This window comes from Shinella sp. 838 (assembly GCF_029623935.1).
GTDB lineage: Bacteria > Pseudomonadota > Alphaproteobacteria > Rhizobiales > Rhizobiaceae > Shinella.
In genome coordinates this window covers 271,799-291,791 of record NZ_JARSBQ010000007.1, presented here as the reverse complement: position 1 = coordinate 291,791, position 19,993 = coordinate 271,799, and the positions used below count along the sequence as shown (strand labels likewise).

Sequence of the window (19,993 nt, the reverse complement as noted above, 5' to 3'; positions counted from 1 at the left end):
CATCAAACCTTCGTGAGGGCAAGCCGTTACCCGTTGGCAGGATCGGTTGGCGTGGGGCAAGGTCAGTGCCTTCGTAGGTACGTTCCAAGGCAAGCCGCGCGGGGGGGCTTGTTGCCGAACGGCGTCAGCGGCCGGCACATCCAGTTGGGATTGCCCGAGTGGAATCGGTTCTTGATTCAATGCTTCCGTTTAGAGGCTGCTTTAGGCGAGCGAATAGGCCTGATGAATGAGGAGCGGGCGGTGATCGGGCCGCTGTTGCCTTCAGAGCGAGGACGCGGCAGAGCGGCTGGCAATTTCGTCTTTGACGAGTGCGACAAATTTCTTGACGACTTGGGAGGCTTCGTCGGGTTGCCAGCTCAGTCCGACCTCGATCGTAGGGGCAGCCACCTGCAGCCTTAAGTAGGAGACGCCAGCCGGTGAAAGGCTACGCATGCAACTCGGCACGAACGCCAATCCCATTCCCTCGGCTACCAGATTGATCATCGTCTGCATCTGCATGGCGTGCTGGCTAATCACGGGGTGCGCACCATAATTAGCATAGAAGCGGGTGACGAGATCATGAAGAACGGGTGCTCCTGCTCGGGGAAACAGAACGAGCGGTTTTTCTTTGAAGTCTTCGAATGAGATTGTGCCGCTCTGGTGCTCGGCATTGCGGCTCTTTATCCACCGGGATGGCATCGCTACAACAAGTTCTTCGGAGGTGATCGGCATATAGCTGAGGGGCGCCGGCATAGCCCGGTTCGATGGCGGAATCATCAAGCCGATATCGATGTCTCCTGCAAGCAAGCTGTCAATTTGTACGTTGCTGGTTGCCTCACTCAGCAAAATCTCCACTTCCGGGAACGATTGTTTGAATCGACTGACCAGCCTCGGAAGGAAGCTGTAGCCAACGAAACTGACGAACGCGATGCGCAGTGTGCCGACTTCACCTCGAGACAGGCGACGGGCCAACTCCGGAAGCGTTGCCGCCTCATCCACAACGCGCCTCGCATGGGGTAGCCAATGCTTTCCAATCGGCGTTAATCGCACCGTTCGCTTGGTGCGGAAGAACAACTGCACACCGAGGTCAGCCTCCAGCGCCTGAATACTCTGGCTAAGTGGGGGCTGCGTCATGTGTAGGCGCTCGGCGGCCTTGCCGAAATGAAGTTCCTCGGCCACGGCGACGAAATGGCGAAGCTGGCGCAAATCCATGGCGACCTCATTGATATGAGATTCGACTATATATCATATGATAAATAGATTTTCAGAATTATTCGGCGCTCGCTTATGCTGTCCTCTTATCAGCTAACTAGGGGAGGGCATCTAGTGCCGCACAAACTACGATCGAACGCCATCACCAAAGGTGTGGAACGTTCTCCCAATCGGGCGATGTTCCGCGCGCTCGGTTATCGAAGCGAGGACTTCGACAAGCCCATGATCGGTATTGCCAACGGCCACTCAACGATCACGCCATGCAACGCAGGTCTTCAGCCGCTTGCGGATGCCGCCGCAGCCGCGGTCAGGGCAGCAGGCGCCAATCCTCAGATGTTTGGTGTTCCGACCATTTCTGATGGCATGTCGATGGGAACCGAGGGGATGAAGTACTCCCTTATCTCGCGCGAGGTAATCGCCGACTGCGTGGAAACAACGGTCCAAGGGCAATGGATGGACGGTGTTCTTGTCATCGGCGGCTGCGATAAGAACAAGCCCGGAGGTATGATAGGTATTGCTCGGGCGAACGTTCCGGCGATCTATGTCTATGGCGGCACCATCAAACCCGGAAACTGGAAGGGCGAGGATCTATCGGTCATCTCTGCGTTTGAGGCCGTCGGCGCGATTAAGGCTGGCCACATGAGCGAGGAAGATTTCGCGGGCATCGAACGGCACGCATGTCCGACCACGGGTGCCTGTGGAGGCATGTATACTGCCAACACAATGAGCTCGTCCTTCGAAGCGCTGGGTATGTCGTTGCTTGGCTCCTCGCTGATGGCCAACCCCGATCAGGAGAAACGGGACTCCGCTACCGCCTCGGCAACCGTTCTGGTTGAGGCGGTCAGGAAAGGCATCAAACCACGCGACGTCATCACCAGACAGAGCGTTGAGAACGCCATCACGCTGGTGATGGCGACCGGTGGTTCCACTAATGCGGTGCTTCACTATCTGGCGATCTGCCACGCAGCGGAGGTCGAATGGACGCTTGAAGATTTCGAGCGCGTGCGCAGTAAGGTTCCGGTCATTTGTGATCTCAAACCCTCCGGCCGCTACATGGCAGTCGACCTACACCGGCAAGGCGGCGTTCCTCAGGTGCTGAAGTTGCTGCTCAATGCAGGGCTACTTAATCCAAACTGCCTGACTATCACTGGCCGGACGATCGCGGAGGAGCTTGAGGGAGTTCCCGATCATCCGCCCACCGGTCAGGACGTGATACGGCCTGTCGCTGCTCCGCTCTATCACCAAGGCCATCTGGCGGTTTTGCGCGGCAATCTGGCGGAGGGCGGGGCCGTCGCGAAGATCACCGGCCTAAAATCGACTTCTATCACTGGCCCGGCGCGCGTATTTAACGATGAGCAATCGGCGCTGGATGCCATTCTGTCAGGCTCTATCCAGCCGGGCGACGTGCTCGTGCTGCGCTATCTCGGGCCAAAGGGTGGTCCCGGAATGCCCGAGATGCTGGCGCCAACATCGGCTATTGTCGGGCGTGGGCTCGGTGACAAGGTCGGTCTGATCACCGACGGACGCTTTTCCGGTGGATCGTGGGGCATGCTTGTCGGGCATGTCACGCCTGAAGCATTCGTTGGCGGGACGATCGCTTTGGTCGAGGAAGGTGACAGTATTACGATTGATGCCGGGCGCTGCCTGCTTCAACTCGACGTTTCCGCAGAAGAGATAAAAAGGCGGCGAAGCCAGTGGCGTCAACCCTCGCCTCGCTACGTGCGCGGTGTGTTGGCGAAGTTTGCTGCCCTCGCCAGCCCTGCAAGTCAAGGCGCCGTGACAGGATGATAACAGAGAGGACCGCAGCGTCGTCGGCCATAGTATCAGAATAACACTCGTTTCGGAAATATCTCATCTGGTCTGCTGCGCTGGAGGTCCTGGGCGAAGCCGCCTGCATTGGAAAGGCCTATCTGCCGCAATACACCGCCTCATCATCGGGATATCGCGCTCCAGGTAGGTACGGACGAAGTTGGCTCGCCATCGTTGGCTGGTGCTAACTTCGTTCGCGGCGAGAAAGCCGTCCGGGAAGCAGCCACTGCCCTATAGCTTGTCGAGATCGACGGTCGGCGCTCGGCGAAATTCAGAGCGAGCGTGGTCGTGCCAACCTGGCGCGGCCTCAAGAAGGAGTTGGCAAGGCTGATGTCAATCAGCTCTCGAGCTGGTTGGCTTTGCGGCGGTGAATTATCCCTGCAGTGCTTGACTAAGGCCATAAAGTGCCGCTCCCCGCCATTCGTCGACCGAGTCTTCCTATTTGGCGGCCAATTCAAGCGTTGCCGAAAGGATGCGGAAGACGCGCAAATCCTCTGCCGCCATCAATTGGGGCCTGCACAGCAGGCCTACGGCCGTCGGCTCGCACGGGCCGAGCATGGCGTCCCATTGCCGCGGGTTCAGCGCCACCATGACGCTTTCTGCACCGGCGCGCAGCGGCATGAAGACGGTCGAGGGTCGCGCGCTCTCCACCCCGGCGGCGGTCTCATAGCGGATGGGAGGTTCCATCCGCCAACCCGGCGATAGTGCGATACTTAATCCGCTGGAACGATCATGCACGAGGCATAGTGCAGGCCCCTGGCAGAACAGGCTGGACACTGCAGAATAGGTCGGACGTTCGATGACGACCTCGGTGGACGTGGCCACTTCAATCACCGCCAGATAGGTCGCCCCCGTGGCCCCGTCATGCCTACCACGGATCAGCCAATGGCCGCGGTCAAGCCGGGTTTCCCAGGCACGAGGCCGGGGATCGCCGCTTTCGATCGCCAGGCTGTCCTGTCCATCGAGCGGAAAGGCAGCCCATTGGGTGAAGGCCCCCTCGTAGACACCCTTGATCCGTAAGGGCACCGGGTCCATCGGTTTCAGCGCGCCCTGATCCTCGCCCGTTGGGCTATGTTGGCGGGAGAGGGGGACAACGAAGTGGTTTTCACCGCCAGGGGTTACCTCCATGCGGCCGGAGAAGACATGGTCGCCCGCATTGCCCGTGACGTCGTAAAGGCCGGGCAAGAATTCCGCTGTGACGGGCCCCGAGACTCCTTCGGGCATCGCCCAGACATCGCGCGCTAACATCTGGCCGGGAACCGGTACGGCAGACCATGAGATGTTGAGCCCCACGCCGCCGCCTTCGGCCTCGATCACCACGGATCGTAGCGCCTGCACCACCTCGGGCAATACCGCATCGGCAGGTAGCACTTCGATGGGCCTTGTGGCGATTACCTCGCTGTCCGACAGCTTGTAGCGCAGTTCATAGCTGCCGGGCTGTTCCGGCATGGCCAGGACAAGCGGATTTTTGCCACGAACGTAGCCATAGCTGACATAGCTGTCACTGCCTGTCTTGGCGATCTGGATATTGTCGTAATCGGCATCCGGCCCAGACCAGTTGATTGCGACCTCGCTGCCCGCAAGCACCTGTTGCGGGGCGGTCAGACTTACCGCACCCTCGGTCACGGTGATCTGGCGTTTGGCGATGACCGTATGGTCCCGGAACTTGTAGCGAATTTCGTAGTCGCCCGGCTCGCCCGGCATCAACAGGCTGGCCGGGTTGCCATTCGCCACGTAGACCCAGGTCCAGCGTTCGCCATCACCGGGAAGGCCGATCTCAATGGTGTCGAGTTCTACCGCCGGCCCGGTCCAAGCCACGGCGACCGCCTGGCCGATGGGGGCAGTGGCCGGGGCGTCGAGCGTTGCTTCTGGCGGAATCTCAACCGGTACATAGGGGCGCACCAGTTGCAGCACGCCGTCCTTGATGCCTGAGGCCCAGCCTGACCCGTGCGCATCCGCATTGTAATCCATTTCGCTCGACGCGCCAAAGCCGAAGCAGCGCGCTGCCTCGACGAAATTGCTGCCCGCAGGCTCATAGCGCCAGGCCGAACACATCGCCTCGCCTTCGCAAAGTGCGGCGCATTGGGCGATGGTGCCATCCTTGGGGAAGGAGAATTCCGGTGGATGGACTTCGGTCACGCCGGTGGTCATGCCGGTGGGTACAAGGGTGATATCGGTCATCATGCTAGCACCAGGGAAATAACTGCGCGACCCCTTCGATGCTTCCGGAAGGGCCGCGGTCACGCTATCTTGCAGCGCCTTCGCCAGCGATGCTGCATCCTTCGCTTCGAAGTATCGCCCTCCGGTGCCTTCAGCCAAGCAGGCGACCCGCGCGCCTTCGGCCTGCGAAAGGCCGAAGCCGATAACGTGGGCTGTGAAGTTCAATCCCGCCGTCTCCAACTCGTCCGCCAGCGCGCAGGGGTCTGCGGAGCAGGTCTCCAGCCCATCGGTGACCAGAACCACCGTCGCCGCTTCCTCGCGGTAGCGCAGAGCCTCAGCCGCCTGACGCACAGCGTCCGACAGTGGTGTTTTGCCCAGAAAGCGCATGGTGTTTACCGCAGTAGAAATCTGCGCAGCAGTGCCGGACGCGGGTGGAACCATCAGTTCGATGTCGCCGCAATTGCCTTTTTCACGGTGGCCATAGGCCAGCAGACCCAATTGCTGTCCGGCCGGTATCGTCTCCAGCACGTCCGCTACGGTCGTGCGCGCTATTTCCAGTTTTGGCCGCCCGTCAATCTGCCCCCACATCGATCCCGATCCGTCCATGACGATGATCGTTGCCGGCATTTCCGCGTGCGCCACCCCAGCAAGCGCCATCATCGCCATACCCATTAGCCAGATGTTCCGCATCTTTGTCCTTCCCCTTTGTTCGGCTCGACTGTGGCACAAAAGTTCGGACCGATCTTGGGGCCGGCGGAAGCCGATGCGGGGTCAGCGGTATTCCGATAGGCTGCGCATCTCGGATGGCGTCATGCCAAAAGTGGCCCGAAAACGGGCATTGAACCATGAGATATCACCAAAACCAGCACTCAGTGCGACTTGGCTGATCGAGCGGCGGCTATGGCGCGGGTCGCTCAATTGCCGTCGTACCAGCATCAACCGCCGCATCGCCACATAGTCAGGGAAGGAGGTTCCCTCCTGCGCAAAAAGGCTGCGGACGTAGCGGGCGGAGATCCTGTGGCGTGCGGCGATCCAGTCCGAGTTAAGCTCGTTCAGCGGGAGGTTGGCCTCGACATCCGCCTTGATCGCCTTCAACCGCGCCACTCGCACACCGCGTCCCTGGGCGATTTGGTCCGCCTCCCGGTCGGCGCCAAGCGCGAACAGCAGCAGGTCCTGCAGATGTAGGGCGCCATGCTGCAATTGTTCGGGAGGCAACACTCCGGCCTCGGCGTGCAGCGCCCGCGCATGCGCCAGAAGCAACCGCCATTGCGGCGTCAGCTCGACCACCTGCCGCAGGCAGGGGTTGAAGCTCGGGCTTGCCGCCATCAGCGCTGCGCGTGGGATTGAGACATAAATCACTCGGCTGGTTTCAGGAACAAACTGTGCCACTCCCGGTACCTCGCTGGGGTCGAGGTAAATCTGGCCGGACCTGCATTCGACCTCGGTCCCACGCTCTTGCCGGATGGTGAAACCACCCGTCACCGGCACATGCAGCAGGATATTGTCGCCGGTTTCCGCCGCCAACCCGACGGTACGCCGCGTGCGGCAGGGCGAATGGGCGGTGTCGGCGATCACGGCGCCGGGCAGGACGGCGATCGTGGTCGAGGAGCTGTAGCTTTCGTTCTCCGGCTCGATTGCCAGCTTACAGATGTTGGCAGCGACGCTCTCGAATTTTGCAGCACGGTGACGAGGATCGAAGTCCTCGGTTCGCAGAATGAAATGGCTCATCGGAAACCTGTATCTGAACTACCGGAACGCTTGCTATGCCATGGCATATGGCACGTCATTGCAAGTCGAAACTTCCAGATTGCGGCGGACAGCCCCCATTTGGGGGAGTTCGCGAGAGAGGGCGAAATCCTCCCATGTCCTTTTTCAAGTGGGAAGATGCAAAAAACCTGACGCCATGCCAAGGGCGTGGCGGTTGTGTTGTCGTAACAATGCCGTTGGGTCGAGGGCGGAGCCGCGCTGGCGACGGTCGATCAATCTCCCATGCGCGGGTTGGATACCGCAGGAACGCTTTTCGTCGCGGCCTGCCTCGCACTACGCACGGGCGTCGGGTTAAGCCGGCCCATAGGATTCTCGAGGATTGCCTGACCTTGCGCTCCGCCCCCGGCCGAACGGGGCGACGGTAGGATCAGGATGGCGCTGGCGCCACTTCCTGTCCGATCGCCCAGATGAACCCACACAGTTCGCGCGCAATGGCGGTCACAACAACAGTCGGCTTCTTTCCGGTCGCGCTGAGCTTGCGATAAAGCCCACACAAGCGTACCTGCGCCTTCCAGGCGATGTCGCGTACGGGCTTTTCCTGCCGCTCGACAACCAGCACCTTTTCCGACGCCAGACGTGGCGGATAGCGGTAGCTCCAGGCGGCCTCCACCAGCATCCGGCGTGCTTCACTGCTGCCCGCCTTGGTGGTGCCGCCGCGCCACACGCTTGTGCCGCTCGATTGTTCTGATGGCACCAGGCCCAGATAGGCCATAAGCTGGCGCGGCGTTTCGAACCGGGCGAGATCGCCGATGGAGGCCAGGAAGATCACCGCCGATATGGTGTCGAGCCCACGCATGGCGCGCAGCGCTTCGACCAGAGGGGCCATCGACCAATCCGGGAGCATGGCCGCAATCCGCGCCTCGAGCTGGTCGCGGCGATCCTGCGCCGCCCATACCGCCTCGACGTAATCCTGGAAGACGATCTGGTGGGGCGCCTGTTCAAAGGTCTGAAGACCGAGCCACCGCCGATGTCGCAGCGTCCAATTCTTCCGGTTGGGGCCGTAAATTCGGCCATGACGCAGAAGAAAGGCCAGGCATTGCTGCCGCGCCCGTGTGAGCTGTGCAGCGGCGTCCATGTGGGCACGTACAAGGTCGCGGATTGCCTCATACACCGGATCGGGGACCCAGACACTTGTCAGGTCGCCGGCGCGGTGCTGGCGCGCCAACTTCTCAGAATCGCGCCGATCGGTTTTGATGCGTTCTCCGGGCTTGCGCGGGATCAGGCTCGGAGCGACGACCATGCAACTATGGCCGAGGCTCAGAAGTTGCCGATAGATGCCATAGCCGCAGCCGCCAGCTTCATAGCAGAACTCCAGCCGGCCTCCGTCTTTCGATAACCGCTTCGCCAGCTTTGCAATATCGAACGGCGTGCTGGGAATAGCGCCGATGAAACGAACGGCACCATCACGACCGTCTTCGGCAACAGTAGTGGAAATGCTGGCCTTGTGAACATCGAGGCCGACGTAGAGAGCCTTCTTCTGCATGATCCCTCCAGAGTTCGAGGTCGCGCCACCCTCGGCGCGACAACTCGATTCTGACGGGTTGGGCTCGTTTCTCCAGCGGCAGCCCAAAGGACATACGGACTACGTTCCCATGACCGTCATGGAAGCGTGTCATTTCGCCCCCAGCGGGCCCCCCCTTGTATTTCCATGAAATCGAGTCCTGTTGGTCGCAGCGCATCGCCACGGGGCAGGCCGTGCGAAAAAGCCGACGCGACAAGGAGAGCGTGAAAATCCTGTGGTCGCGCGCGCCGTCGGCACTGTAATTGCTACAAGTCTTCCACGCTGCCGTCGGGCGTCAAATGCGCTGAAGCCACGAGGGAGGCATCATCATTTAATCCGCCGTAGCTGTCTTTGGTTGATAAAGGCGGCGCAGGATTTTGAACGGATCTTGTTCCGAGTCCTGTCATGCCGCCTCGATATCGGTCTGTTTGAAATCGTTGCCTTTGTAGAGCAGTGGCTCACCCGACGAGGTTGCCAGCGCATAGGAGAAGTAGTTCCCATAGGTCAAGCTTGCGGGATGGCGAGCTTTGCCATAGCGCGGCCGGGCCCTGCGAGCTTGATCGGAATGCTCTGCCGTCACTGCCACGACCTCGATATCGGTCTTATGCCGCCAAAGATCGAGATCGGCTCCGCCCGCCTGGCCGAAACATCCCTCTCGTACGATTGCAGAGGTATCGATCACCATCACGTTGGGAGCCCATCTTCGTCGTAGCCGATGATGTCATCGGGGCTTCGATGATCAAGGACGGGCAGGGCGCTCAAGCGGGGCTGCATTGCTTCCATGCCCTCGATTAAGGCTGCTTTCTTCGCTTGCAACCCAGTCCGTTTGAGGCGCTTCTCGAGCGCTGAACTGCCCCCAATTTCGACCGGACACTCGGCATAGGCAGGAAGGCTCAAGCACAGGCTTGAGGACAGGCTTATGTCTAACGAGTATCGACGTATTGAAGTGATTACCGGCGATGTTCTCCGGCGACGGTGGACAACCGAGCAGAAGCCGCGGATTATCGAGGAGAGTTTCGAGCCCGGCGAGACAGTTTCGTCGGCCGCCCGGCGTCATGGGGTTGCGCCCAATCTGCTCTATCGATGGTGCAGACTTCTCAGCGAAGGAGGCAAGGCTGGCGCGCAGCGAATAACCGGCAAAAGACTGGCCGCGCTCTGCCTCGGAAAGATCGCCACGCACGCCGGCGGCGAGTGCTTCCTTCTTGACGAGCCGGGCAAATTTATCCAAGCCTCCAGCGCTGCGACAGGGCGAGTGGTGTCGGACGGGCCGCGACCGATCTCGACCTCGCGCCAATCGGTCTTGCCGCGCAAGGAGACTGGCGCGCCGTTGTGGAAACTCTCGACCCCGCCGCGCCCATCGTCTGTCTGGTCTCGGCCAAGGTCGAGCCCGGTGATCTCCGAGCGACGCAGACCGCCGGCAAAGCCGAACAGCTGCATGGCCCGGTCGCGAAGCCCGCGCAACGAACCGCGGGTAAGCGTCTCTAGCATGGCGATCAGATCCTTTGGGAAGACCGCTTCCGTCTGCCGGGGCAGGGCGGCGTGCCGCGGCGGGAACAATTCCAGACGATCGCCGAGAGGCGCCGTTTGATGGATGAGACGCTATTGACTTTGTCGCCACGCGCAGCCGTGCGCGGAGGCGCAGGCGATAATGTAGAGCTCGACGCTTCCCGTTCCGAAAGAGAGTACAGATTCTGCCACCGGCACCAAGCGGAAAAGTGCCGCCAGTCCGCGGTATCGGCCCGCCGCGTATTGAGGACATCGCGTCCGTTTCCCGCTAGTCAACGTCAAACGGCGGGGTCATCGGGCTACTTTCCGCGTTGCAACACCCATATCTCGATGGCTTTGTTGCGATAATTCCGACGGCTATGACAAGGCTTTTGTACGCGGTGGTCACGCAGATTTGAGATCGATTTTCGGCCGAAGTATTGGCACAATCTCGGTAAAGCGCTCACATTCTGAAGTATTCACGGACGGTAAAGTTATCGTCAAGGGCGGCGTTTTGTGTTGTAAAGCGCGATCCTATCATTCAAGCAGTAAAGAGCTCACCTGATTTAAGGAGGTTTTTTATGCGGCTTACATCAAAATTTTTGTCGGCTGCCTCAGCCGGTGTGGTTTCGATGCTGATTGCAACGGCAAGCTTTGCCGCCGAGATCAAGCCCTTCGAAACAGCAGCCTTTGAGGCGGCCCAGAAGGGAGGGCGGCCGATCGTCGTCGATATCGCCGCAAGCTGGTGCCCCACCTGCAAGGCCCAGAAGCCGATCATCCAGTCTCTTGCGGCAGACCCCGCCTATAGCGAAATGATTGTGTTCGAGGTCGATTTCGATAGTCAAAAGGACGTGGTTCGCAGCCTGAATGCCCGTATGCAGTCGACACTGATCGCCTATGATGGCGGTACCGAGACCGGGCGTTCGGTCGGTGACACCAAGCCCGAATCGATTGGTGCGCTATTTGCTTCGGCGCTTGGTAACTGACCATGCTGACGACCGGCTTTCTGGCGCTTCTGGCGGGAGTGCTGTCGACGCTGTCTCCCTGCGTGCTGCCGCTTCTGCCGGTGGTGTTGGGCACGGCGATCTCGAAGCACCGCTTCGGACCGGCAGCGCTTGCCGGGGGGCTCGCGGTTTCCTTCCTGACAATCGGGCTCTTCGTCGCGCTGATCGGCTTCTCGATCGGGCTTGATACCTCCGTCTTTCGCACATTTGCCGGCTACATTATGATCGTGATCGGCGCGGTTTTGATGGTACCGGCCCTCCAGGTGAGCCTTGCCACGGCGGCAAGCCCATTCGGCAACTGGACGGAGCAGCGTTTCGGTGGGTTCAATAGCGATGGTCTCAAGGGGCAGTTCCTGATCGGCGTGCTCTTGGGTGCCGTGTGGAGCCCGTGTGTCGGCCCCACGCTCGGCGCGGCCTCGATGATGGCTGCGACTGGCGAGAACCTCGCTCAAGTGGTGACCACCATGGCCGCCTTCGGCATTGGGGCCGCTCTGCCACTGCTTCTACTCGGTATTCTCTCGCGCGATGTGCTGATGCGCTGGCGCAACCGCTTATTGCACGCCGGGAAAGGCGGAAAAGTCTTGTTGGGCGTGTTTTTCGTCGTAATCGGACTTCTGGTGGTGACGGGACTGGACAAGCAGGTAGAGGCAGTGCTTGTCGAAATCTCGCCCGCATGGCTGACCAGTCTTACCACACGTTTCTAACTCTCGAGGGTGACTCGGCTGGGGCCCTGTCGACCTACACTATTGAGTGAAGCGATCAGTCTGAGCTTAAGCCCCTTGGCTTGTCGATCCTTCGACCGGCCGACTGCTGGTCGGCGAGCGACAACTGCTCAACGGACGTTCTTCTTAGACGACAGACAAGCTTCGGATCTCGCAATCCAATGGGCTGAGTTTCACCGTGAAACATCCGCGATGCCATGCGAACGCCCCCGGTTTACCATCGCATCCCACTATTCGGTGTGAGACGCGGAACGTCTGAAGGACAAGGCTTATCCGGTGCTCATTGCTTAAGGGGCTTGAGTGATGGCCATTCTCCGAACGCGCGGACATAGGCCCGCGAGAATGCCGCAGCGCTACCAAAACCGACTTGCCGTGCCACCGCCTTGACCCGGGCCCCCTTGGACAGGCTCCGTCGCGCAATGGTCATGCGCCATCCTGTCAGATAGGCCTGCGGTGTCGCACCGACCACCTTGCGGAAGAGAGCCATGAAATGGCTTCGCGACATTCCCGCCACTGAGGCAAGATCTTCAGCGTTCCAAGCACGCGCGGGCGCGTCATGCATGGCAACCAAAACCCGATGTAGAGCGGGGTGAGACAGACCAGCCAGCAGCCCTGGTCGGGCGGCCCCGCGATCGATGGCGGATCGCAACAGGAGCAGAACGATCACTTCGCAGAGCCGATTGAGCGCTGCGCTCCGCCCACATCGCGAATCCAGAGCCTCCGCCACGAACGCGGCTGTGGTGTCGCGCAGGGCAGGTGCGTCGTTGGTCTCGACGGAGACCTGATCAGGCAGGGCGTTCATGAGCGGGTTATGCACCCCGCCGAAATCGACAGCTGCGGTGACCAGAATGGACGGGGCGGGGTGTGTTTCACCGCGCAGGCGAAGGACGATTTTTTCCGCAGGCCCACCCAGCGGCCCGATGACGAGCAGCCTGGCATGACTGTCGGCGGTGAGTGCCGGGTCCAATGACGCCGAAAGCTCGAATACATCGAAGAATGCCGAGAGCCGGTCGACCTTTTGAGTGGCCATCAGATTTTCGATCATGTTTTATGGATCCTTGATTGCCCTGTGTATGATATCTCAAAGCTCCGACGTCAACGCAACGACGTTGTCATGTTCAGAAAGATGGAGTTGATCAATGTTAGTCCCTCGAATGTCGGCCCCGGATTTGGTGGTGAAGACTCTCGATCACGGAGAGTTCGTCCTCGCCGACGAAGCGCCCAGGCTTATGACGCTCGTCTGCTTCTACCGCGGTCTCCACTGCCCCATTTGTGCAGGCTATCTAAAGGAGCTCGAACGACTGACACCATCCCTCTTGGAACGGGGCGTCAACACCATTGCAATAAGCTCTGATGGAGAGGAGCGCGCGCGACAAATGGCGGATAAGATAGGTGCCGAGCATCTTCGCATTGGCTACGGACTGTCTTTGGGCGCGGCGAAGCACTGGGGCCTGTACATTTCGGCGTCACGTGGAAAAACATCGATTGGAATCGAAGAGCCAAAATTGTTCTCCGAGCCAGGCGTGTTTTTGATCAAGCCAGACCAATCGGTCTATTGGCTCTCGGTGCAGTCCATGCCATTCGCGCGACCGAATTTCGGCGAGATGGTTCAAGCCTTGGATTTCGCCATCAAAAACGACTATCCGGCGCGCGGGGAATATATTGGCACTGTGTGAGTGCTCGAGCGTGCCATGCAGGCGGCCTCGACGATCTGGTTGCCGTAGAGCCTCGCCTTTTGTAACCACCATAGCCATCGGCATGCATCACACCGCTGAAGTTTGCGAGGTGATCAGCCGGATGCAGGCCTTTTCGGTCGGGGCTAGCCGCACTGTCCTTGTTGACGTCAACAAGGACAGCCAGTGCCTAATCCGACAATTCCTACGAGGCGGCCCACCTCGGATGCGTACGGTAGTGAGCGAAAGAAATTGCTTTTATCGCTCGCTCCACCGCGGCATTATGGGCGATAATGCTTGAAGGTTAGGTGCGGCCGCCCTGCAGCCTGAAGCGATCGAGCGCCACGGCAACGACGATGACGAGACCCTTGATGATGTATTGCCAGATATCGGCATGAAGCATGCCGCGCCTTTCGACTTCCTCAAGGGTGAGAGGATGCCGGAGGGGCCGAGATCGAAGGCATGATTGTTCGATAGCGAGAGACCGTGAATGCCCATCGCCTGGAGCGCGTCGAGAACGACGGGCTGGCTGCAGCCGAAGACGACGCCCTTGAACCGCCATCCTCCATGACTGCCAAGGATCGTGCTCTCGAAATTCGTGAAAGCAAAATCGGCCTGGCCAAGCAGCTCCCGCACACGGACGAACCCGGGTGTTTCGACGCCGCGAATGTCATGCTTGATCAGAGATTGCCCGGTGACGGCGATAGTGAAGGTATTCGCCATGACAGATCTTTCCCGTGCAGCGCCTGAGCGCCGCCTGTATGTGGATGAGGTGGAGAAACGTTTTGGGGAGGCGTCGCCTCGCAGGTTCAGCGCGTCACTGCCGTCCGTGCGTGAACCGTCGTGGGCGAGCCTCGATCAGGCTGCGCGTGTACGGGTTTTGCGGGAGTCCAAAAATGAACTGTGACGGGTCGGCATCTTCCACCCTTCCGTCCTGAAAGATGTAGATCAGGCTGCAGAGCTCCTGAACCAAGGCCAGGTCATGTGAGATGAAGCGCATCGAGATGCCCTGCTCGGTGACGATCTCTTTCAGAAGCATGACGATCTCGGCCTGGACAGAGGCATCGAGTGCGGAGGTGGGTTCGTCCGCGATGATGATCTGCGGGCCGGCAAGAAGGGCGCGGGCGATGCAGACGCGTTGCTTCTGTCCGCTGGACAGCTGATGAGGGTAGCGGGTGAGGAGGGTTCGTGCCAGCCCGTGACAGTCGATTATCGAAAGCACGTCCTGTTTGCGGCCGTGCGATTGCCGACTGGCGAACCGCACACTTTCTGCCAAGGTATCGCCGATCGACAGGCGCGGGTTCAGCAACAGGGCGGGGTCCTGAATGATCATCTGGACCTTTCCGAGCAGCCCGCTCCGACGCCCGGGGCGAGAAATATCAAACTGCCTGCCATCGATACCGAGCTTGCCAGCGCTAGAGCACGTCCGGTTTAATCTGGTTCGTATCCTGCTGCCCTGAAGTAGTTTGCGCATTCGACTGGCGTGAAGAGCTCGACGATGGAACTGGCAGAGTTCCAGAGAGCGGCGACGGTTCGTTCGGCCCTTGCCCGCATGAACGCCTTGAGCTTTGCGAATGCGTTTTCGATGGGATTAAAGTCGGGGCTGTAAGGCGGCAGGTAGAGCAGGCTCGCGCCTGCCGCTTCGATGGCGTCGCGCACACCGGCGGCCTTATGGGCGGGCAGATTATCCATGATGACGACGTCGCCGCGCGCAAGGGATGGGGCCAGCACCTGCTCGACATAGGCGCGGAACACGTTGCCGTTCATCGCACCGTCGTAGACGAACGGTGCGGTCATGCCGGACAGCCTGAGTGCGCCCGTGAAGGTCGTGGTTTTCCAATGGCCGTGCGGCACGCCAGCCCGGCAGCGCTTGCCGCAGGGCGAACGGCCGCGCAGGCGCGCCATCTTGGTCGACAGGCCGGTCTCGTCTATGAACATCAGCTTGGCCGGATCGAGATCGGGCTGGCCGTCGAACCAGGCGCGTCGGCGCTTCAGGATGTCGGGGCGGTCCTGCTCCAGTGCATGTGCGGACTTTTTTTTATGCCCAGCCGTGCCCGCGCAGCCAGTCGCTCAAGGCGCTCCGACCGATGTGCATCGAGCGCTCCGTATCGAGACGCTCGACCATCTCGTTCAATGTAATGTCCTTGCGTTCCTCGATCATCCCGACGATGAAGTCTGCATATCCGTCGAGGCTCGAACCACGACGACGGCCTTGGGCGCGTGGCATCTGTTCCCCGATTTTCGCCCGCGCGATCCAGCGGATGGCACTCGATATTCCAACCCCAAAACGTGCTGCCGCCTGCCGGGCCGATGCACCTTCGTCAGCAGCCTTCAAGACACGCAACCGCAAGTCCTTGCTGAGCGCTCTGGCCATCATCAACCTCCGCCAAAGCGCATGTTGAATCAGAAATCAGCCTGTGTGTCACGTCAAAATTGATTCATCGATCCCCGGATGTGCTCTAGCGGTTTCCAACCCGGCGATGATACGGCCGATCGTGCTCTTGCCGCTGCCACTTTCACCGGCGATACCGGTGATCGCGCCGCGCACCAGTTCGACCGAAACTGGCCAGTGGGCTCGTGTTCGTACGTTAGCGGTTGGGCTCAGCCAAGGGCGTCAAGCTTCTTACTCTCGAGGACGAAACCGGCAGCGTCAATGCGGTGGTTTGGCCGACGTGGTTTGGCCGACGTTGTTCGAGCGTCGGTGCCGCATTGTTCTCTCCGCGTCGATGATGGCGATCAATGGCATGATTCAGCAGAAAAGGGACGTCGTACATCTGGTCGTATAATGGCTGTTTGGCCGCTCCGATGATCTCGGCGGTTGTGAGAACGGGACGGGCGATTTCCCTTGCCCTATGGTTGGCGTGACGAATTTGCCCACGAGGACGTCGCGGAGCGGCCGAAAGCGGCGGCGGGTGGTATCTTTGTACCGTTATGCCGCGCTCGGCATAACGGTAGTTATCCCGAATCTGAGACTATGCCGAGCCCGTTCCCCAAAGCCAGGGATTTCCGATGAAATTTGCGAGGAGGCTCGGCATAGGAAACCTTCCGTTCTCCTTACATTCCCTGTGGTTCTGGCGGCACGCGACATGATGGCGAGGTGGTCCGGAAGGACGGTGCGGACAAGTATCCACACCGTCCAAGCTGAGGTTACATCACCCGCTTGATGTCGGTATACGCGCCGTCAGCCTTCAACGTCACCGTCACCGGCGCGCTCGTTCGGTTGCGCCAAAACCAGCCGTGGTTGCCGTCGAAGGCGGCTTCGAGGACGCCGTTGTCTTGGGCAACGCCGCGGCCCTTCTCATAGCTGGTGCTTTCGCCGCCGCCGTCGCCGTGTAGGTCGAAGTTGACCTTGTCCGTTGCGGTCCAGGTGAAATTCGCCTTCGCGCCCTTGCTCATGGCAAGCTTCACTTCCGCGCCTTCACCAGGTTGCAGGGTGACCGATATCTCGTCCTTGCGGACTTCCTGCGCATAGGCGGCCGAGATGCCGAACTCGCGAACGATGCGGTCAAGCAGGCTCGATCCTTCCAAAGGGGTCGTCCCCGTCTGGACTGGCTTGTCGTTTCCAACAGTCGGCGTTCCGGCATTCTGCCGGTCGATCTCCGCCTCCTCGGCGAGTTGAGTCTTGATCTCGCCCATTGCGGTCAGGCCGAGCGTTGCGCCGATACCGGTCGGGTCGATGGCGTATTCGGAGGGCAGAACGACCGTTACGAGAAGCACTCCGGCGACCACCGCCGAGATGATGGTCGACTTCAAGAGCTGCGCCGAAGACGGTAGGTCGTCGGACTTGGGTGCCTGGGAATTGAACATGTGGTTTCCTTTCGGGATCAGGAGACGAAGTAACCGGTGAGCTGATATCCGATCAGCACCCACCCGGCGGTCATCATGAGGACGTTGGCGGTGTAGGCATGGCGCAGGAAGCTGGACGTCTTGCGCCAGTAGCTCATGCCGATCAGGATGATGGCGAGGGCGATGAGCTGGCCGATCTCCACGCCCACATTGAAGGCGAGAAGGTTCGGGATCATCCCGTCTTCAGCGATCTCGTACTCCAGGATTTTGGTCGCAAGACCGAGGCCGTGGAAGAAGCCGAAGATCAATGTTGCCAGCTTGGTGTTCGGCTGGAAGCCAAGCCACCGCTGGAAGGCCCCGAGATTGTCGAGCGCCTTGTAGACGACGGACAGTCCGATGATGGCGTCGATCAGGTAAGAGCTGACATTCCAGCCGTAGTAGACGCCGAGCAGCATGGTCGTCGAATGACCGACGGCGAAAAGGCTGACATAGATGCCGATGTGCTTCAGCCTGTAGAGGAAGAAGATCACCCCGAAGAGGAACAGCAGGTGGTCGTATCCGGTCACCATGTGCTTTGCACCGAGGTAAATGAAGGGGACCAGGTGAACACCCGTGATCTCCTGGATGTAACCCTTGTCGCCTTCGGCGACGGCGTGGGCAGCGGCCGTTCCTGCCATCACGAGCAGGGACAGGACAGCAAGCGTCAGATGGAGCGTGAGCTGCCGGGATTGCCCGGTCAGCACGCCTCCGAGGGGAGGTGCTTTCATAATCAATTTCCATGTGCGTGTTGAGCCAGCCGCCGAAGCGGCGTCGGATCACGCCATGGTGCGAGGGGGACGCTCGATCAGGAAGGGCGGCTCACCGACCAGACGGGCGTAGAGCGGAACCCTGGTGTCGATGGTGTCGCTAATCCGCGATATACCCATAACTGGCGAAAGCCCCGCCTTCTCGTGCGAGTGGTCGGCATGGTGATGGTCGACCTGCGGATCGCCGATGTTATCTTCGACGTCCCAATCGTGGGAGTGCCCGTGATCGTGGTCATGGAATTCATTGGCCACGACGTACTCAGCGGCATGCAAGCGGGGGCGTGCGCCGCCGGCGCCGCGGTCGCGTAGACGAGCATTGCAACGCACGCTAAAAAGGCGGCGACAAGGCTCATGAATCGGCGGCGCGGGCGAAGCAACATGATCCCCCTGATAGCCAGCTTCGCCAAAGCACGCAAGATTGGCGATTGAAATATCCCCTCCAGGGGGATAGGCAAGGCACATGACACAGCATGAACACCGTCACGAATCCCATCCCGACATCGTCAAGCGGCTCAAGCGGGCCGAAGGACACCTGAAGAGCGTCATCGCGATGATCGAAGGCGGACGGCCATGTCTCGACATCGCCCAGCAGCTTAGCGCTGTCGAGAAGGCGATCACGAACGCCAAGCGGACCTTGATCCAGGATCACCTCGACCATTGCCTCGAAGACAAGCTCGGAGCGCTTCCCCGCGACCAGCGCCAGTCGATCGACGAATTCAAGGCCATCGCCAAGTATCTGTAAGGCCAAGCCATGCTCGATGTCCTCAAGAACCGGACCTACCGACACCTGTTTCTGGCACAGGTCATCGCACTCGTCGGCACGGGCCTTGCGACGGTGGCGCTCGGTCTGCTGGCCTACGATATCGCGGGCGCGCAAGCAGGCGCCGTCCTCGGTACGGCGCTGGCGATCAAGATGATCGCCTACGTCGGTGTCGCGCCGATCGCCGGGGCATTTGCCGAGGTTCTGCCCCGTCGGCCGCTGCTGGTGGCGCTCGATCTCATCCGCGCTGCGGTGGCGATCTGTCTGCCGTTCGTGACCGAGGTCTGGCAGGTATACCTGCTGATCTTCGTGCTCCAGTCGGCCTCGGCCGCTTTCACACCGACGTTCCAGGCGACCATTCCGGACGTCCTGTTGGAGGAGAAGGACTACACGAAGGCGCTGTCGCTTTCGCGGCTCGCCTATGACCTGGAAAGCGTCATAAGCCCAATGCTGGCGGCCGCGCTTCTGACCGTGATGAGCTTCCACAACCTGTTTGCCGGAACCGTCGTCGGCTTCCTGGCCTCGGCGGCGCTCGTCGTCTCTGTTCTTCTCCCAAGCCCGAAGGCCACCGAGCGTCGTGGAATCTACGACCGCACGACACGCGGCCTGCGCATCTATCTGGCAACGCCCCGCCTGCGTGGCCTCCTCGCTCTCAGTCTCGCCGTGTCGGCTGCCGGAGCAATGGTCATCGTCAACACGGTGGTCATCGTGCAGGCGGAGTTCGGCTTCACGCAGCGCGCCACCGCCCTTGCGCTGGCAGCGTTTGGCGGCGGATCGATGGTGGCAGCACTTCTTCTGCCACGTATCCTCGAAGACATCACTGACCGAAAAGCCATGCTGAGCGGAGCCATTGTTCTGATCGTGGGCTTGTGCGTTGGCATCATGGTCCAGAGCTACATCATGCTACTTCCGCTGTGGTTCACGCTCGGTCTTGGCTATTCGCTGACCCAGACGCCATCCGGTCGTCTGCTCCGCAGATCGTCGCAACCCGAAGACCGACCGTCATTGTTCGCGGCCCAGTTCGCTCTCTCGCATGCCTGCTGGCTGATCACATATCCTGCCGCGGGATGGCTCGGTGCCAGGATCGGGCTTCCCGCGACATTCGGGGTGCTCGCGCTGCTCGCCGCCGGAGCCGTGTTTGTCGCGACCCGAGTCTGGCCTGCTAAAGACCCGGATGAACTTGAGCATTCCCATGAAGACCTGGAGCTCGACCATCCGCACCTTCACGGCGGAGGACGCCGGCACAGCCATACCTTCGTCATTGACAGCCATCACACTGATTGGCCCGTTCCAAATAACGGCAGATGACGTGCGGTCAGCAGGCGCAAT

17 protein-coding genes and 7 pseudogenes are annotated in these 19,993 nt (G+C 60.4%); 8 read left to right on the top strand and 16 right to left on the bottom strand.

Annotated elements, in window-relative coordinates:
• Positions 1 to 261: 261 nt before the first annotated feature.
• A complete protein-coding gene (locus tag P9A16_RS21620; RefSeq protein WP_024271625.1) occupies positions 262 to 1,191 on the bottom strand; it encodes a LysR substrate-binding domain-containing protein in 930 nt (309 codons plus the stop codon).
• A 114-nt stretch (positions 1,192 to 1,305) separates the two neighbouring features.
• Between P9A16_RS21620 and ilvD the strand changes: the two genes are divergently transcribed.
• Positions 1,306 to 2,979 carry a dihydroxy-acid dehydratase gene (ilvD, locus tag P9A16_RS21615; protein ID WP_024271624.1) on the top strand — a complete coding sequence of 558 codons (1,674 nt, stop codon included), beginning with the start codon at positions 1,306 to 1,308 and terminating at the stop codon, positions 2,977 to 2,979.
• Between the two features lie 459 nt (positions 2,980 to 3,438).
• Here ilvD and P9A16_RS21610 read toward each other — a convergent pair whose 3' ends face one another.
• The 3 genes from P9A16_RS21610 to P9A16_RS21600 all read right to left on the bottom strand — a co-directional run bounded on the left by P9A16_RS21610 (position 3,439) and on the right by P9A16_RS21600 (position 8,410).
• Complete coding sequence (locus P9A16_RS21610) at positions 3,439 to 5,850, bottom strand: vWA domain-containing protein (RefSeq protein WP_024271623.1); 2,412 nt, start codon at positions 5,848 to 5,850, stop codon at positions 3,439 to 3,441.
• Between the two features lie 81 nt (positions 5,851 to 5,931).
• Positions 5,932 to 6,888, bottom strand: coding sequence for an AraC family transcriptional regulator (locus P9A16_RS21605; protein ID WP_024271622.1), 957 nt, complete (start codon positions 6,886 to 6,888; stop codon positions 5,932 to 5,934).
• Positions 6,889 to 7,294: 406 nt separating this feature from the next.
• Entirely contained in the window at positions 7,295 to 8,410 is a 1,116-nt protein-coding gene (locus P9A16_RS21600) for an IS110 family transposase (RefSeq protein ID WP_023517101.1), read from the bottom strand.
• A 140-nt stretch (positions 8,411 to 8,550) separates the two neighbouring features.
• On the opposite strand from P9A16_RS21600, the pseudogene P9A16_RS21595 reads away from it, so the two are divergent.
• Positions 8,551 to 8,736, top strand: a pseudogene (locus P9A16_RS21595) (IS1595 family transposase); the annotation flags it as partial.
• Positions 8,737 to 8,831: 95 nt separating this feature from the next.
• On the opposite strand, the pseudogene P9A16_RS21590 reads toward P9A16_RS21595, so the two are convergent.
• Together P9A16_RS21590 and P9A16_RS21585 are read right to left on the bottom strand one after the other, a co-directional pair.
• Positions 8,832 to 9,098 (bottom strand): annotated as a pseudogene (locus tag P9A16_RS21590) (type II toxin-antitoxin system VapC family toxin); the annotation flags it as partial.
• 14 nt (positions 9,099 to 9,112) lie between these two features.
• Positions 9,113 to 9,325, bottom strand: coding sequence for a type II toxin-antitoxin system VapB family antitoxin (locus P9A16_RS21585; protein ID WP_278025927.1), 213 nt, complete (start codon positions 9,323 to 9,325; stop codon positions 9,113 to 9,115).
• A 22-nt stretch (positions 9,326 to 9,347) separates the two neighbouring features.
• Between P9A16_RS21585 and P9A16_RS21580 the strand changes: the two are divergent.
• Positions 9,348 to 9,545 (top strand): annotated as a pseudogene (locus P9A16_RS21580) (transposase); the annotation flags it as partial.
• On the opposite strand, the pseudogene P9A16_RS21575 reads toward P9A16_RS21580, so the two are convergent.
• Positions 9,525 to 10,179 (bottom strand): annotated as a pseudogene (locus P9A16_RS21575) (integrase); the annotation flags it as partial. The pseudogenes P9A16_RS21580 and P9A16_RS21575 sit on opposite strands and share 21 nt — an antisense overlap.
• 315 nt (positions 10,180 to 10,494) lie before the next feature.
• On the opposite strand from P9A16_RS21575, the gene P9A16_RS21570 reads away from it, so the two are divergent.
• Positions 10,495 to 10,899 carry a thioredoxin family protein gene (locus P9A16_RS21570; protein ID WP_024271619.1) on the top strand — a complete coding sequence of 135 codons (405 nt, stop codon included), beginning with the start codon at positions 10,495 to 10,497 and terminating at the stop codon, positions 10,897 to 10,899.
• 2 nt (positions 10,900 to 10,901) lie between these two features.
• Positions 10,902 to 11,621: a cytochrome c biogenesis CcdA family protein gene (locus tag P9A16_RS21565; protein WP_024271618.1), complete on the top strand. Its 720-nt coding sequence runs from the start codon at positions 10,902 to 10,904 to the stop codon at positions 11,619 to 11,621.
• A 298-nt stretch (positions 11,622 to 11,919) separates the two neighbouring features.
• Here the strand turns inward: P9A16_RS21565 and P9A16_RS21560 are convergent, their stop codons facing one another.
• Positions 11,920 to 12,684: a helix-turn-helix transcriptional regulator gene (locus P9A16_RS21560; protein ID WP_024271617.1), complete on the bottom strand. Its 765-nt coding sequence runs from the start codon at positions 12,682 to 12,684 to the stop codon at positions 11,920 to 11,922.
• Between the two features lie 94 nt (positions 12,685 to 12,778).
• Between P9A16_RS21560 and P9A16_RS21555 the strand changes: the two genes are divergently transcribed.
• Positions 12,779 to 13,315, top strand: a complete 537-nt coding sequence (locus P9A16_RS21555; RefSeq protein WP_024271616.1) for a peroxiredoxin-like family protein — start codon at positions 12,779 to 12,781, stop codon at positions 13,313 to 13,315.
• Positions 13,316 to 13,326: 11 nt separating this feature from the next.
• Here P9A16_RS21555 and P9A16_RS21550 read toward each other — a convergent pair.
• The 8 genes and pseudogenes from P9A16_RS21550 to P9A16_RS21510 all read right to left on the bottom strand — a co-directional run.
• Positions 13,327 to 13,460: pseudogene (locus P9A16_RS21550) on the bottom strand (IS66 family transposase); the annotation flags it as partial.
• A 237-nt stretch (positions 13,461 to 13,697) separates the two neighbouring features.
• Positions 13,698 to 14,035 (bottom strand): annotated as a pseudogene (locus tag P9A16_RS21545) (CapA family protein); the annotation flags it as partial.
• A gap of 94 nt (positions 14,036 to 14,129) precedes the next feature.
• Positions 14,130 to 14,723, bottom strand: a pseudogene (locus P9A16_RS21540) (ATP-binding cassette domain-containing protein); the annotation flags it as partial.
• Positions 14,724 to 14,743: 20 nt separating this feature from the next.
• A protein-coding gene (locus tag P9A16_RS21535) for an IS630 family transposase (RefSeq protein ID WP_245290471.1) occupies positions 14,744 to 15,686 on the bottom strand; the annotation gives its coding sequence in 2 pieces (ribosomal slippage) (positions 14,744 to 15,352 and positions 15,354 to 15,686; 942 coding nt in all).
• Positions 15,687 to 15,734: 48 nt separating this feature from the next.
• On the bottom strand, positions 15,735 to 15,860 hold the full coding sequence (locus tag P9A16_RS21530; RefSeq protein WP_245290470.1) for an ATP-binding cassette domain-containing protein: 126 nt from the start codon (positions 15,858 to 15,860) through the stop codon (positions 15,735 to 15,737).
• A 599-nt stretch (positions 15,861 to 16,459) separates the two neighbouring features.
• On the bottom strand, positions 16,460 to 17,119 hold the full coding sequence (locus tag P9A16_RS21520; RefSeq protein ID WP_024271613.1) for a hypothetical protein: 660 nt from the start codon (positions 17,117 to 17,119) through the stop codon (positions 16,460 to 16,462).
• 17 nt (positions 17,120 to 17,136) lie between these two features.
• Positions 17,137 to 17,865: a HupE/UreJ family protein gene (locus P9A16_RS21515; RefSeq protein WP_024271612.1), complete on the bottom strand. Its 729-nt coding sequence runs from the start codon at positions 17,863 to 17,865 to the stop codon at positions 17,137 to 17,139.
• A gap of 48 nt (positions 17,866 to 17,913) precedes the next feature.
• Positions 17,914 to 18,156: a hypothetical protein gene (locus tag P9A16_RS21510; protein WP_156032116.1), complete on the bottom strand. Its 243-nt coding sequence runs from the start codon at positions 18,154 to 18,156 to the stop codon at positions 17,914 to 17,916.
• Positions 18,157 to 18,364: 208 nt separating this feature from the next.
• Here P9A16_RS21510 and P9A16_RS21505 point away from each other — a divergent pair, with 208 nt between their 5' ends.
• Positions 18,365 to 18,646 carry a metal-sensing transcriptional repressor gene (locus P9A16_RS21505; protein ID WP_023516363.1) on the top strand — a complete coding sequence of 94 codons (282 nt, stop codon included), beginning with the start codon at positions 18,365 to 18,367 and terminating at the stop codon, positions 18,644 to 18,646.
• Between the two features lie 9 nt (positions 18,647 to 18,655).
• Complete coding sequence (locus tag P9A16_RS21500) at positions 18,656 to 19,972, top strand: MFS transporter (protein WP_024271610.1); 1,317 nt, start codon at positions 18,656 to 18,658, stop codon at positions 19,970 to 19,972.
• The last annotated feature ends 21 nt before the right edge of the window (positions 19,973 to 19,993 follow it).

What these genes read in the sequence shown, in the direction of transcription:
- P9A16_RS21515 (WP_024271612.1), bottom strand. Translation starts at nt 17,865, where the DNA reads ATGAAAGCACCTCCCCTCGGAGGCGTGCTGACCGGGCAATCCCGGCAG.
- P9A16_RS21520 (WP_024271613.1), bottom strand. Translation starts at nt 17,119, where the DNA reads ATGTTCAATTCCCAGGCACCCAAGTCCGACGACCTACCGTCTTCGGCG.
- P9A16_RS21555 (WP_024271616.1), top strand. Translation starts at nt 12,779, where the DNA reads ATGTTAGTCCCTCGAATGTCGGCCCCGGATTTGGTGGTGAAGACTCTC.
- P9A16_RS21610 (WP_024271623.1), bottom strand. Translation starts at nt 5,850, where the DNA reads ATGCGGAACATCTGGCTAATGGGTATGGCGATGATGGCGCTTGCTGGG.
- P9A16_RS21570 (WP_024271619.1), top strand. Translation starts at nt 10,495, where the DNA reads ATGCGGCTTACATCAAAATTTTTGTCGGCTGCCTCAGCCGGTGTGGTT.
- P9A16_RS21620 (WP_024271625.1), bottom strand. Translation starts at nt 1,191, where the DNA reads ATGGATTTGCGCCAGCTTCGCCATTTCGTCGCCGTGGCCGAGGAACTT.
- P9A16_RS21505 (WP_023516363.1), top strand. Translation starts at nt 18,365, where the DNA reads ATGACACAGCATGAACACCGTCACGAATCCCATCCCGACATCGTCAAG.
- P9A16_RS21565 (WP_024271618.1), top strand. Translation starts at nt 10,902, where the DNA reads ATGCTGACGACCGGCTTTCTGGCGCTTCTGGCGGGAGTGCTGTCGACG.
- P9A16_RS21500 (WP_024271610.1), top strand. Translation starts at nt 18,656, where the DNA reads ATGCTCGATGTCCTCAAGAACCGGACCTACCGACACCTGTTTCTGGCA.
- P9A16_RS21600 (WP_023517101.1), bottom strand. Translation starts at nt 8,410, where the DNA reads ATGCAGAAGAAGGCTCTCTACGTCGGCCTCGATGTTCACAAGGCCAGC.
- P9A16_RS21560 (WP_024271617.1), bottom strand. Translation starts at nt 12,684, where the DNA reads ATGATCGAAAATCTGATGGCCACTCAAAAGGTCGACCGGCTCTCGGCA.
- P9A16_RS21605 (WP_024271622.1), bottom strand. Translation starts at nt 6,888, where the DNA reads ATGAGCCATTTCATTCTGCGAACCGAGGACTTCGATCCTCGTCACCGT.